Here is a 13,155-nt window from a genome sequence, read left to right as displayed (position 1 = left end):
CGAGGCCGCGTCTCGCCACGATGGCGCGCGCCATCGACGCTATTCCTGCTCCGCCATCCGATAGCCCACACCCGGTTCCGTACGCACGATCCGGGGCTGGGTGGGATCGCGCTCGATCTTCTGGCGCAACTGGCCGATGAAGACGCGGAGGTAATGCAGGTCTTCGCCGTGGGCGGGTCCCCAGACGGATGTCAGCAATGTCCGGTGGGTCACGACCCGACCGGTATGGCGGGCCAGCAGCAGGAGCAGGTCGTACTCCTTGGGCGTGAGGTGCACGGTCTCACCGCCTCGCGAGACGAGGCGCTTGACCGGATCGATGGTCAGGCCATCGATCTCCATCACGGTCGGGATCGCATCGCGGCGCCCACGATGGCGCAGTGCGGTGCGGATACGCGCGGTGAGTTCGCCGATCCCGAAGGGTTTTTCGACATAATCATCAGCACCGAGATCAAGCGCTGCGATCTTCTCGCTCTCGCGGTCGCGGGCCGAAAGGATGACGATCGGAATGTCCGACCAGCCTCTGAGGCTCGCGATCACCTCCTTGCCGTCCATATCCGGCAGGCCGAGATCGAGGATGACGAGGTCAGGCGCCTGGGTGGCTACGGCCTTCAGCGCCTCGGCACCCGTTCCGGCTTCGACGACCTCATAGCCGGCGGCCGTCAGCGAAGGTTTGAGGAAGCGCTGGATCTGCGGCTCGTCATCGACGACCAGGATGCGGGACTGGTTCATGTGATCTCGCCTCTTGCATCACTTCCCTCGAACCGCATCACGATGCGCGTTCCCCGCTTCTTCAGTGCCGGGCTTTCCGCATGGATCTTGCCGCCCATGGCCTCGACGAAACCGCGAGCGATGGAAAGGCCGAGCCCGGTTCCAGGTGCCCGCCCATCCGGCTTTCCCCTGCGATAGAATTTTTCGAAGATCCGGTCCAGATCTTCAGGCGGAATACCCTTGCCAAGATCGGTGACGGAGATCAGCACATCCTTGCCGTCGCGACGGGCATAGACATTGATCGGCTCGTCGCCGCCATATTTCACGGCATTGTCCAGAAGGTTGAACAGCACCTGGCCGATCAGCACACTGTCACCCCGGACCAGCGGCAGGTCGGCGGCGATACCGGTTTCGACGATCCGTCCCGGTGCGTATTTGCGGGTGCGCTCGACGGCGGACTGCACGACGTCGGCGACATCCACCCAATCCTGTTTCGGCTTCAGCGTACCCGCCTCGATCCGGGTCATGTCGAGGAGATTGGCCACGAAGCGGCTCATGCGGCCGCTCTCCTCCTCGATCGACTGGAGAAGATCGTCGCGGTTCTCGGGCGTCATGCGCTCGCCGAGTTGGCGCAAGCCGGTCACAGCTCCGGTGATTGTCGCGAGTGGCGTGCGCAGGTCATGGGAAATGGAGGAGAGCAGCGCTTCCCGATAACGTTCGCCCTCCAGCCTTGCCGCCTGCTCGACGGTTTCGTCGGCAAGTCGTGCCCGATCGAGCGCGATCGCCGTCTGATCCAAAATGGCGGTCAGCGCGCGTTCTGCATTGAGGTCGAGCCGGTCGCCCGTGTGCTCGATGCCGCAGACACCGACAATGCCATGGGGTCCGAGCAGCGGGCGGAACTCGAAGCGGCTGTTCGGCAGGGTACCCGTGCCATGGCCGGCCGGCTCACGCTTGTCGTGTGTCCAGCGGGCGGCCGTCATGTCCGTCACGTCGAGTTCGGTATCCGGCGGCCAAGCGGCTGCGACACCGAGATCGCCCTTGCGCGGGACGAGCAACACGACTTTGCGCTTCAGGCTCGCCTGCAATTGCGAGACGGCAAGCCATATCGCGTCATCGCCCTTTCCCGTGCTCGCGAGCTTTCGGGAGAAATCATAGAGCGATTGCAGCGCCGTCGCGCGGATCCGGGCTACCTCGGCCTGTTCGCGGATGCGTGAGGCCAGACCACCGGCCACGATGGCCACGGCCAGAAAGACGAAGAGCGCGAAGACCTCGTGCGGTGCCGCGATGGTGAAGGTGTGGCGGGGATTGATGAAGAAGAAATTGTAGGAGAGCGCTGACAGAATTGCTGCCAGGAATGCCGAAGCGTAGCCGCCGACCACCGAGGCTCCGAGGACGGCAAGCAGAAAGAGCAGCGATATGTTCGGCAGCTCGACGAAGACGTCGATCCCCTTCCCCAAAGCCGTCGTCAGGGCGACGAAACCGAGAGCCGAGATGGCCGACTGTCTCAGCGCCGTGGCTCCTGGCAGGCGCAGCGACGGACGCACGCGTTCGGCCGGCGTTCCCTCTGGTGTCACGATGTAAACGCCCAGTCCAGATGCCTTGGCAGCCAGAGCATCCGGCAGCGAGCGGCTGACGAGCTTCTGCCAGCGGCTCCGCTTGCGCGTGCCGATGACGATCTGGGTGGCGTGTTCCCGGCGGGCGAGCTTGAGGATTTCCTCGACGAAATCATTACCGATGATGCGGCGGGTTTCGGCACCCAGCTGTTCGGCCAAGCGAAACAGCGTCTCGATCCGTTGCAGGCGCTCCGGCGTCTCGACTTCCCGGTCGGCCCGCTCGATGGAGACGACCAGCCAGGGCGCGTTGAGACCAGAGGCAAGCCGGCTTGCGACCCGAACGACCTTTTCCGACAAAGGATCCGAGCCGACGCAAACAATAAGCCGCTCGCCTGTGGCCCAAGGGCCGTCGATGGCGTTCTGCTTCAAGTAGTCGACCATCTGGTCGTCGACACGGTCGGCAGTGCGGCGAAGCGCCAGTTCCCGCAGGGCCGTCAGATTGCCGAGCCGGAAGAAGCGATCGACGGCGCGGTTCGCGCTTTCGGGCAGATAGACCTTGCCCTCCTTCAGACGCTCGATGAGTTCGGATGGGGCGAGGTCGACCAGCAGCACCTCATCTGCACGCTTGAGGACGACATCGGGCACCCGCTCGCGCACCGTGACGCCAGTGATCTGGGCGACGAGATCGGCAAGGCTTTCGAGGTGCTGGATGTTGAGCGCCGTCCAGACGTCAATGCCTGCAGCGGTCAGCTCCTCAATGTCCTGGTGGCGTTTCGGATGGCGGCTGTCCTCCGGGTTGGTATGGGCAAGCTCATCGACGATGACGATCCGGGGACGCCGCTCAAGAGCCGCATCAAGATCGAATTCCTCCAGCATCCGGCCACGATGGGGCACCCGGCGTCGCGGCAGGATCTCAAGCCCCTCGAGCAGCGCTGCGGTCTCGCTCCGCCCATGGGTCTCGACCAGCCCGACGACCAGATCCACGCCGTCGGCCTTCAGGCGCTTGGCCCGCGATAGCATCGCATAGGTCTTGCCGACGCCGGGAGCAGCTCCCAGAAAAACGGTCAGCTTGCCCCGGCGGTCCTTATCCGCCAGGGCAAGCAATGCATCGGGATCGGGACGTCTATCGTCCCTGCGGTCGTCATCCGCCATCAAATTCTCACAGATTACATGGCATCGAGGGCCAGGTTGAGCTCTAGCACATTGACCCTTGCTTCGCCGATAACGCCGAAGTCGGGATTTTCGACTTGTTGGGCGACGAGCGAGGCCACGGCTGCAGGTTCCAGTCCCCTCGCCCGGGCTACACGCGCGACCTGGGCTTCCGCGAAGGCCGGCGACACATGCGGGTCGAGACCTGAGCCGGAGGTGGTGACCGCATCGCCCGGCACCGGCTGCGCGATGCCGGTTGCTGTCAGCCGCTCGACATCGGCCGTCACGCGATCCTTCAGCTTGACCGAGGTCGTGCCGAGGTTGGAGCCGGACGAGGCTGCCGCATTGTAGGGGTCCGGTCCCGTCGCCGAAGGGCGCGGCCAGAAGTAGCGGTCCGAGGTGAAGTTCTGGCCAATCAGAGCTGAACCGATGACCTTACCGTCGCGTTCGATCAGGCTGCCATTGGCCTCTGCGGGCATCACGGCCTGGGCAATGCCGTTGATCGCCAGCGGATAGGCGAGACCGGTGAGCGCGGTCATGGCGACAACGAGGGTGAGTGCGGGTCTGATATGGTTGAGCATGATTACACCAGATGAAGAGCGCTGACGGCGATGTCGATGACCTTGATCCCGGCGAAGGGAAGGATCAGGCCGCCGACGCCGTAGACCAGCAGGTTGCGGCGCAGGAGTGCAGCTGCACCCGACGGACGGTAAGCCACGCCTTTCAATGCCAGCGGGATCAGTGCCACGATGATCAGCGCGTTGAAGATGACGGCCGAGAGGATGGCCGACTGCGGTGAGGTCAGCCCCATGATGTTGAGGGCTTCGAGTGCGGGATAGGTCGCCACGAACAGTGCCGGGATGATGGCGAAGTACTTGGCCACGTCATTGGCGATCGAAAACGTCGTCAGCGAGCCGCGCGTCATCAGGAGCTGCTTGCCGATCTCGACGATCTCGATGAGCTTGGTGGGGCTGGAATCGAGGTCAACCATGTTGGCGGCCTCGCGGGCGGCCTGGGTGCCGGTCTGCATGGCGACACCGACATCGGCCTGGGCCAGCGCCGGGGCGTCGTTGGTGCCGTCGCCGCACATGGCGATCAGGCGGCCACCCTGCTGCTCGCGGCGAATATAGGCGAGCTTGTCTTCCGGGGTTGCCTGGGCGAGGAAGTCGTCGACGCCGGCTTCCGAGGCGATAGCGGCTGCCGTGACCGGGTTGTCGCCGGTCACCATGACCGTGCGGATGCCCATGGCGCGAAGGGCCGCGAAACGTTCCTTGATGCCGGGTTTTACCACGTCCTTCAGGTGGATGACGCCGAGCAGGCGGTCACCATCGGCCACGCCAAGCGGCGTTCCACCGGTGCGGGCGACCTGATCGACGGCGCGACGGAATTCGGCGGGCGCATCCTGTTCGGTGAGGCCGGCGAATTTCAGCACCGCATCGACGGCGCCCTTGCGCAGGCGGCGCTGACCGATATCGACGCCGGAAAGGCGGGTTTCGGCGGTGAAACCGATGACGGCATCGAACTCGGCCTTCGGCATGGGCACGCCGAATTCGCCTGTTGCCAGTGCCACGACCGAGCGACCCTCGGGCGTTTCGTCGGACAGCGAGGCGATGAGTGCTGCTTCCGCAAGTTCCGTGGCTGTGACACCGGGAGCGGCGAGGAAATCGCTGGCCATGCGGTTGCCGAAGGTAATCGTGCCCGTCTTGTCGAGGAGCAGCGTGTCGACGTCGCCTGCCGCTTCGACGGCGCGGCCGGAAGTGGCGATCACGTTGAAGCGCACCAGGCGATCCATGCCGGCAATGCCGATGGCAGACAACAGGCCACCGATCGTGGTCGGGATCAGTGTGACGAGAAGGGCAGCCAGGACCGTGACCGAAAGCACCGTGCCGGAATAGCCGGCCAGGCCCCAGATCGCGACGCAGACGAAGAGAAAGATCAGCGTCAGGCCCGAGAGCAGGATCGACAGGGCGATCTCGTTCGGCGTCTTCTGGCGCTGGGCGCCTTCGATCAGCGCGATCATGCGATCGACGAAGGAAGAGCCCGGCTGGACGGTGATCTTGATCTTGATCTCGTCTGACAGAACCTGCGTGCCGCCTGTTACCGCCGAGCGGTCGCCGCCGGATTCGCGGATGACGGGGGCGGATTCGCCGGTGATGGCGCTTTCGTTGACCGAGGCGACGCCTTCGATCACCTCGCCGTCGCCGGGGATCAACTCACCGGCGGCGACCAGCACGATATCGCCCACCTTGAGGCTGGAGGCCGCAATCGTTTCCGTCTTGCCGTTGGCTCCGAGCCTACGGGCGACGAGTTCGGACTTGGTCTTCTTCAGGCTGTCGGCCTGGGCGCGGCCACGGCCCTCCGCCACAGCTTCGGCGAAGGTGGCGAAGAGCACGGTGAACCAGAGCCAGGCGGCGATCTGCCCGGAGAAGCTGGCCTCGCCGGGATTGGTGGCGAGGTCGCGGATGAAGAGGATCGTCACGACGACTGCGACGATTTCGGTCACGAAGATGACCGGGTTGCGCAGCAGCTTTCGCGGATCGAGCTTGACGACTGCGTCGCGGATCGCCGGAAACAGGATCGACGGGTCGAGAAGACCGGGAGCTTGGTGGTCTTTTGACATGATGGGTCCTTTAGAAGGTCTGGCCGGCGAGCATGGCAAAGTGTTCGACGATGGGGCCGAGCACCAGAGCAGGCAGGAATTGCAGGCCGCCGAGAATGAGGATGATGCCGATCAGCAGGCCGACGAACAGCGGGCCATCGGTCGGGAAGGTGCCGGCGGAGGCCGGTGACTTCACCTTGGCGGCAAGCGATCCGGCGATCGCCATGACCGGCACGACATAGGCGAAGCGGCCGAGCAGCATCGCGATGCCAAGCGTGGTGTTGTACCAGGGCGTGTTGCCTGACAGACCGCCAAAGGCCGAGCCATTGTTGCCGGCTGCCGAGCTGTAGGCATAGAGGATTTCCGACAATCCGTGCGGGCCTGCGGTGCCGACGCTTGCCACCGCAAAGGGAAGCATGGCGGAGACGGATGTGAAGCCGAGAATGACCAGCGGCAGTATGAGCACCGCGAGCATCGCGAACTTCATCTCGCGCCCTTCGATCTTCTTGCCGAGGAATTCCGGCGTGCGCCCGACCATCAGGCCGGCGACGAAGACGGAGAGAATTGCAAAGACCAGCATGCCATAGAGACCCGAGCCGACGCCGCCGGGCAGCACTTCGCCGAGCTGGATCAGGAACATCGGCACCAGACCGCCGAGCCCGGTGAACGAGCCATGCATGCCGTTGACGCCGCCATCCGAGAGGCCAGTCGTCACCGCCGCATAGAGCGCAGTCATGGCCTGGCCGAAGCGGACTTCCTTGCCTTCCATATTGCCGAGCGTGGGATCGACGCCGATCGCCGCCAGGATGGTATTGCCCTGGGCTTCGGCCCAATAGGTGACGGCGACGCCGGAGATGAGCAGGAACGCCATGGCCGAGATCAGCGCCCAGCCCTGTCTCCGGTTTCCGACCATCTGGCCGAAAGTGTAGGCCATGGCGGCGGAGATCGACAGCATGGCGAAGATATTGAGATAGTTCGACCAGGCGGTCGGGTTCTCGAAGGGATGGGCAGCATTGACGTTGAAGAAGCCACCGCCATTGGTGCCGAGCTGCTTGATCGCTTCCTGCGAGGCGACGGGCCCAAGCGAAATCACCTGATTGGCGCCTTCGAGCGTCGTGGCCGTGACAGAGGCATCCAGCGTCTGGGGCAGGCCCATGGCGACGAAGGCGAGTGCAACGACGATGGCGAGCGGCAGCAGCACGTAGAGCGTGGCCCTCGTCATATCGACCCAGAAGTTGCCGAGCGTTGCGACCTTGGAGCGGGCGAGCGCACGGGTAATGGCAACGGCCAGCGCCATGCCGGTCGCGGCCGAGAGGAAGTTCTGCACGGTGAGGCCGGCCATCTGGGAGAAATGGCTCATCGTCGCCTCGCCGGCATAGTTCTGCCAGTTGGTGTTGGTGACGAAGGAGACCGCCGTGTTGAAGGCGAGATCCGGCGGCATTCCGGGGAAACCCTGCGGATTGAGTGGCAGATAGGCCTGAAGGCGCAGCATTGCATAGAGCGCCAGGAAGCCGGCGAGCGAGAAAGTCAGCATCGCAAGAGTATAGCCGAGCCAGCTCTGCTCCTTCTCAGGGTTGATGCCGCTCACCCGGTAGAGATCACGCTCCACGCGGCCGAGCACGGGGGACAAAAAGGTCCGCTCGCCGGAAAACACCCGCGCCATGTAAAGGCCGAGTGGCTTGATGACGAGGAGGACGGCGAGGAAGAGGAGGCTGATCTGAAGCCATCCGACTGTTGTCATGGATCTGCTCCCGATCAGAAGCGTTCGGGACGCAGGAGCGTCACGACGAGATAGACGCCGAGGGCGACGGCGACAGCGAGGCCGAAGAGGGGTTCAAGCATTTGCGTTGCCCTTCACAGCCGGTCGAGCGCGCGGGCATAAAGGGCCAGAACGAGAAGCGTGCCAGAGCCAAGCGCGATGAAGATGAGGTCGGACATGTCCGTTTCTCCTGTTGATACAGGAGGTGATTTACGCCTGGGCGGATCAGGCTTCGATTGGGAAGAGCTGAGAGGGGCGTAAAGAAAAGATAAGGATGCACATGCAAGGCTGACTGGAGATCCAGCTTTGCTGGTGCTTCCTCGGAATAGTCCCATCCCGTTGGAGTGAGATGTCCGCGTATCGGTGAGAGGCTGCCGACCGAGGCGACCGGATTGCAGTCCGAAGCGGCAATGTTTTCCGCAAGATGCCGTAAACTCTAGGGCCGGTTTCCGCGTCGCCGGACAGCAAGACTACAGTATAGCGGCCAGCTCTAACTGAGGTCGCCGTAAACCTGTTTTAAATCTCACTCACGTATACAGCGACGGATGACAAGAAGTCGGACTGCACTGCTGATACACGCTTTGATGGCAAAGAATAAACGGGAAAAATCTATGCGTTTGCCTCCATCAGAGCGCCCACTATCCGGATCAGGCGAAAACAAAAAACTCTCTCCATGAAAATTGGCACCTTGCTCAATCAGCTCAGGATATCGACCGACCCGGCACGACAGCAGGCAATGGTGGATGCCTATATCCCGATCCTGCGACCGATCCTGATCCCCGCCTGCGGCTACTATCTCTTCGTCACTTGGGAGCACTGGCAGACGCAGACCGGCCTGATGCTGGTGGCGTTTACCCTTATCAGCACGACGACGGCTCTCGGCTTCTATCTGTTTCACAAGCTTCTAGCGAACTACCGGACAATGTCTCTGGCCAGGCTCGAATTGCATAACCTGGCCATGCATCTGTTCATGTACCTCAACCTGTTGAGCTACCTTCTCGTCTACAATGTCGAGACGCGTTACATATACTTCGTGTTGCTCGCCTTCATTTTTGCAATCACCGGCGCCACGACGCGCACGGTCATGATCAGCGTTCCACTGACATTGGCGACCCTTTACTGGTTCTCCACGTCTCTCCTTGAGGATCTCTACGCAGAGTATGTCTCCATTATAGTTGCGACCGCCTTCGCTTCAGTGAGCATGACGGGGTTGCTCAGGCATGCGATCATTCGTCAGATCGACGCACGATTGCTGGCCGATGAGCTGACGGTCAAGGCGCGGGCCCTTGCCGACGCCGATATGCTGACCGGGATCCCGAACAGACGCGCCATCTTTGAGAAGATCGACCGGCTGATCGAGCAGCGTACCCCATTCTGGCTGGGAATATTCGACCTCGACGGCTTCAAGGGCATCAACGATGTGTACGGTCACTCGATGGGCGACCGCCTGTTGCGAGCCTCCGTCGCGCGGGCCACGGAGCTGCATTTCGAGGGGGCAATGATTGGCCGCATCGGTGGTGACGAGTTTGCCGTCGTTCTGACCGGCAACGTCACGGAACAACAGGTCAGGGCGCTTGCCGGCAGTTGGCTAAAGGCGATCACCGCCCCCTATATCATTGATAACCAGGAACTCTCGGTCGGAGCTTCCGCGGGTTTCTCGCATTATCCGGATATGGGAACCGCGAGCACACAGCTCTACGAGCAGGCAGACTTCGCTCTCTACAAGGCCAAGGCCCGGTTCCGTGGACAGTGCATCGTTTTCGACACCACCGACAGCAAGGAGATGGAGAACGCCATCGCCATCGAACGGGAATTGCGCGAAGGCAACCTCGAGGAGGAACTGTTCCTGCTGTTCCAGCCGCAATACTCGCCAAGCAGGCAGCGTATCGTCAGCTTCGAAGCCCTAGCCCGCTGGCAAAATCCCAGGCTCGGCCTTGTCCGTCCAGACGATTTCATCCGTGTCGCCGAACGCTCCGGCTTTATTCAGAAAGTCACCGCCATCCTGTTCCGCAAGGGCCTGGCGGAGCTGAAGACATGGCCCGACGACATCAGTCTGTCCTTCAACCTGTCAGCACGGGACATTTCGGACCAGGCCTTTGTGCTCTCGCTGCTCGGGCAGATCATGAAGGAAGACGTTTCGCCGAGCCGTTTGGAATTCGAGATCACCGAAACAGCGGTGATGTCTGATCTCACAACATCCAGCACCGTTCTCGACAGGTTGAGAAGCAGCGGCTGCAGGGTCGCACTCGATGATTTCGGTTCTGGCTATTCGAGCTTCCAGTATCTCGATCAGCTTCCACTCGACAAGGTCAAGATCGACAGGAGCTTCATCCGCAAGGTCGGCCACAGCCTCACATCGCGCGAAATCGTCGCCGCGATCATTGCCCTATGCTCCAAGCTCAACCTGCGCTGCGTGCTCGAAGGCGTCGAGACCCGAGAGGAGATGGCTGTGCTTGCGGCCCTCAAGCCGGATCTGATCCAGGGATACCTGTTCGGCCGGCCCATGAGCGGTGAGGATACCAGCCAACTCATCGCAGATCAGCAGCAGTCCGATACAAGTCAAACGCTATTGCGGATCCAGTCCGCTTGAAGGATCGAGGCTTCGGTCCAAGATCGCAAAAGACCGTGGGGCATACTGGTGGTCTCGAAGCTGATCTGGCTGACCGTCGAGAACCCATTCCCCTGTAAACAACGTTCAGGTGTCTGTCAGCTTTGCACGGCAGTGCATCGGATCTTAGGATCCATGCACGAAAGGAAGCGGGCTTGTCGAAGACGCTTTTGAAGTTCAGACCGCGCCTGCGCAGCGAATGGCTGAGCATACTCACCGCAGTCTATCTGCTATTTTTCATGAACGGGACTTTCTGGGGCAAGTCCTTCCTCTACCTCCAGGGGCAAGGCTTCGCGCTCGTTGCGCTGGCGGTCGGTCTTCTGGGCGCCTTCGTTGCGCTGACCGTCACGGTTTCAGCCAAATACCTGATCAAGCCGGCCCTGATCCTTATGGTGATCACCAGCGTGGCGAGCGCGTGGTTCATGGATCGCTTCGGTGTGATCATCGACACCGAGATGATCCGCAACGCGGCGGAGACCAACACAGCCGAGGCCGGCCACCTGATGACCGGTGCCTTCGTCCTCCATATGGGCCTCTTCGGTATCCTGCCCTCACTGTTCATCGCCTGGGTCGAGGTCGTGCACCGTCCGATCCTCAAAAAGCTCGCGGTCAATCTGATGATCATCGCGCCGTCTTTGCTGATCTTAGCTGGTGCCGGCCTCTCGAACAGCGGCACATTCATCTTCAGCACCCGCGAGCACCGGGAATGGTTCCGAACGCTGAACCCGATCTTTCCCGTCGGAAGTGCGGCCAGCTTCGTGATTGGACGATCGCGTGAGCAATCCATCGTGCTTGAGCCGATCGGCACCGATGCCAAGGTGGTGGATGGCTTGCCAGCCGCCGGCCGTCGACCGCGCGTCACGATCATCGTGGTTGGCGAAACGGCACGGGCGCAGAATTTCCAGCTCGGAGGTTACGAGCGCCCGACGAACCCTCAGCTTTCGAAGCGAGACATCACCTATTTCAGCGACACCTCGAGCTGCGGCACGGCGACGGCTGTCTCAGTGCCCTGCATGTTTTCCGTCTATGGTCGACGGGACTATTCGCACGCCAAAGCCATGGCGACGGAGGACCTGATGGATGTCCTCACCCATGCCAGCATCAAGACCGAATGGTGGGACAACAACACGGGCGACAAACATGTCGCCGATCGGATCCAGAAGACCGATTTCTTCAAATCGAATGATCCGCGTTTCTGCCATGGCGGTGAGTGTCTGGACCAGATCCTGGTCGACGGCCTCGATGCCTGGCTGGACAAGGTCGATGGCGACGCCGTTCTGGTCCTCCACCAACTCGGCAATCACGGCCCCGCCTACTATCTCCGCTATCCCGAGGAGTTCCGGAAATTCGTGCCCGATTGCCGCTCGGCAGACTTTGATGCCTGCACGCCGGAGACCATCAGGAACGCCTATGACAACGCCCTGCTCTACACCGACCATATCCTCTCAGAGGTAATCGACAAGCTTAGCGCCCATGCCAAGACACTCGATACGGCGATGATCTACATGTCTGACCATGGCGAGTCGCTCGGCGAAAACGGCCTCTATCTGCACGGCGCGCCCTACATGTTCGCGCCGGAGGAACAGACCCATGTTCCGTTTGTCCTCTGGACGTCACCCGACCTTCGACAGTCGACGGGCATCGACAAACCGTGCCTCACATCCAGGGCGGCTTCACCGCATTCGCACGACAACCTCTTCCACAGCGTGCTCGGCCTGATGCAAGTGAAGACTGAGGTCTACGACCCCGCCCTCGACATCTTTGCAGCCTGCCGCAGCGGCGTATCGTCCTGAGAGGGGCACTTCGGAACTCGGTCCACCGAACGCAACAATGCTACTCACGACAGACAAGGACGCCGCGGTTTGCGGCGTCCTTTGTTTCGTTGGGGCTTCTCTGTCAGAGGATATCGCCGCCATCAGGTGCGCGTTTGCGCCCGGTGAACATGGCAAGCGCCAGGTTTTCATGATGCCGGATGCTGGCATGAATGACGCCAACCACGTGGACGGCGATGGCCACGAGCAGCAATTGAGCGAGCGCTTCATGCGTCTCCTCGACCCATTCAATGCCCCAATAGGCATCAGTCGTCTGCATCCAGCCGGTGAGCGCGATACCACCGACCATCGCAAGCAAGACGACCACCATGGCGGCCCCGAGCGGGTTGTGGCCGAGATAGCGGGGCTCCTTGTGGCGAAGCATGTCGCCGGCATAGGTGAGCGTGCGCTTTGGCGAACGAATGAACTGGCTGAATCGGGCATAACGCGTCCCGGCTATGCCGAGAACGAGCCGCAGGCCAATCAGGCCGGCGGCTGCATAGCCTGCCACCTCGTGCAGGCTCTGCAACTCGTCCGCCGTCAACCAGCACAAGGCGACACTGCCCACGAGGCTCCAGTGAAAGAGCCTGACCGGACGATCCCAGACCTTGACTGTCGACGTCATCGATCAGTCCTCGATCTTCATGTCGACGGACTCGAGCGTCTGCGGGTTGAAATAGGCCTCGACCTTTTCTCCTTTGGCGTTGATGGCGTAGGCTTCGTAGCAACCGTCTTCGGTCTTGATCGAGCGGACCTTCCAGCCTTCGCCTTCAAGCTTGGTCTGCAGCGCCTCACGCGGCTTCCAGTCGGCCATGGCGACATTGCATTTTTCGGAAGCAAGTGCGGTGCCGCCAAACGCAGCTGCGAGGCCGAGAGCGATGATGATCTTCTGCATGGAATGTGTTCCTTTCCTAGTGTTGGACACGAGAGGAGGATCGACCCGCAAGCTGACAGCCACCTGAAGGCCA

10 protein-coding genes are annotated in these 13,155 nt (G+C 61.8%); 2 read left to right on the top strand and 8 right to left on the bottom strand.

The annotated features are described in order from the left end of the window. Positions 1-39: 39 nt before the first annotated feature. The 6 genes from AC02Y0_RS00515 to kdpF are packed head-to-tail and all read right to left on the bottom strand — an operon-like array spanning position 40 to position 7,851. On the bottom strand, positions 40-729 hold the full coding sequence (locus tag AC02Y0_RS00515; protein ID WP_476381541.1) for a response regulator: 690 nt from the start codon (positions 727-729) through the stop codon (positions 40-42). Next, positions 726-3,413 (bottom strand): DUF4118 domain-containing protein, encoded by a 2,688-nt coding sequence (locus AC02Y0_RS00510; protein WP_476381539.1) that lies wholly within the window; start codon positions 3,411-3,413, stop codon positions 726-728. Before AC02Y0_RS00510 ends, AC02Y0_RS00515 begins: the two co-directional genes overlap by 4 nt. A gap of 14 nt (positions 3,414-3,427) precedes the next feature. After that, entirely contained in the window at positions 3,428-3,991 is a 564-nt protein-coding gene (gene kdpC, locus AC02Y0_RS00505; protein WP_476381537.1) for a potassium-transporting ATPase subunit KdpC, read from the bottom strand. A 2-nt stretch (positions 3,992-3,993) separates the two neighbouring features. Continuing rightward, the gene (kdpB, locus tag AC02Y0_RS00500; RefSeq protein WP_476381535.1) at positions 3,994-6,030 is read right to left on the bottom strand and encodes a potassium-transporting ATPase subunit KdpB; all 2,037 of its coding nucleotides are present in this window, start codon (positions 6,028-6,030) and stop codon (positions 3,994-3,996) included. Positions 6,031-6,040: 10 nt separating this feature from the next. Further along, positions 6,041-7,750, bottom strand: coding sequence for a potassium-transporting ATPase subunit KdpA (gene kdpA / locus AC02Y0_RS00495; RefSeq protein ID WP_476381533.1), 1,710 nt, complete (start codon positions 7,748-7,750; stop codon positions 6,041-6,043). Between the two features lie 14 nt (positions 7,751-7,764). Next, complete coding sequence (gene kdpF / locus AC02Y0_RS00490) at positions 7,765-7,851, bottom strand: K(+)-transporting ATPase subunit F (protein WP_062276165.1); 87 nt, start codon at positions 7,849-7,851, stop codon at positions 7,765-7,767. Between the two features lie 590 nt (positions 7,852-8,441). Between kdpF and AC02Y0_RS00485 the strand changes: the two genes are divergently transcribed. Further along, positions 8,442-10,358: a putative bifunctional diguanylate cyclase/phosphodiesterase gene (locus AC02Y0_RS00485; protein ID WP_476381531.1), complete on the top strand. Its 1,917-nt coding sequence runs from the start codon at positions 8,442-8,444 to the stop codon at positions 10,356-10,358. A 149-nt stretch (positions 10,359-10,507) separates the two neighbouring features. After that, positions 10,508-12,169, top strand: a complete 1,662-nt coding sequence (locus tag AC02Y0_RS00480; RefSeq protein WP_476383919.1) for a phosphoethanolamine transferase — start codon at positions 10,508-10,510, stop codon at positions 12,167-12,169. A gap of 103 nt (positions 12,170-12,272) precedes the next feature. Here AC02Y0_RS00480 and AC02Y0_RS00475 read toward each other — a convergent pair whose 3' ends face one another. After that, complete coding sequence (locus AC02Y0_RS00475; protein WP_476381529.1) at positions 12,273-12,812, bottom strand: cytochrome b/b6 domain-containing protein; 540 nt, start codon at positions 12,810-12,812, stop codon at positions 12,273-12,275. Between the two features lie 3 nt (positions 12,813-12,815). Further along, complete coding sequence (locus AC02Y0_RS00470; RefSeq protein ID WP_476381527.1) at positions 12,816-13,082, bottom strand: PepSY domain-containing protein; 267 nt, start codon at positions 13,080-13,082, stop codon at positions 12,816-12,818. Positions 13,083-13,155: the final 73 nt, after the last annotated feature.

The organism is Allorhizobium sp. nf9_anc, assembly GCF_056323085.1.
Note: the sequence above shows the minus strand (reverse complement) of the source record. Positions and strands in the feature narration are given on the sequence as shown.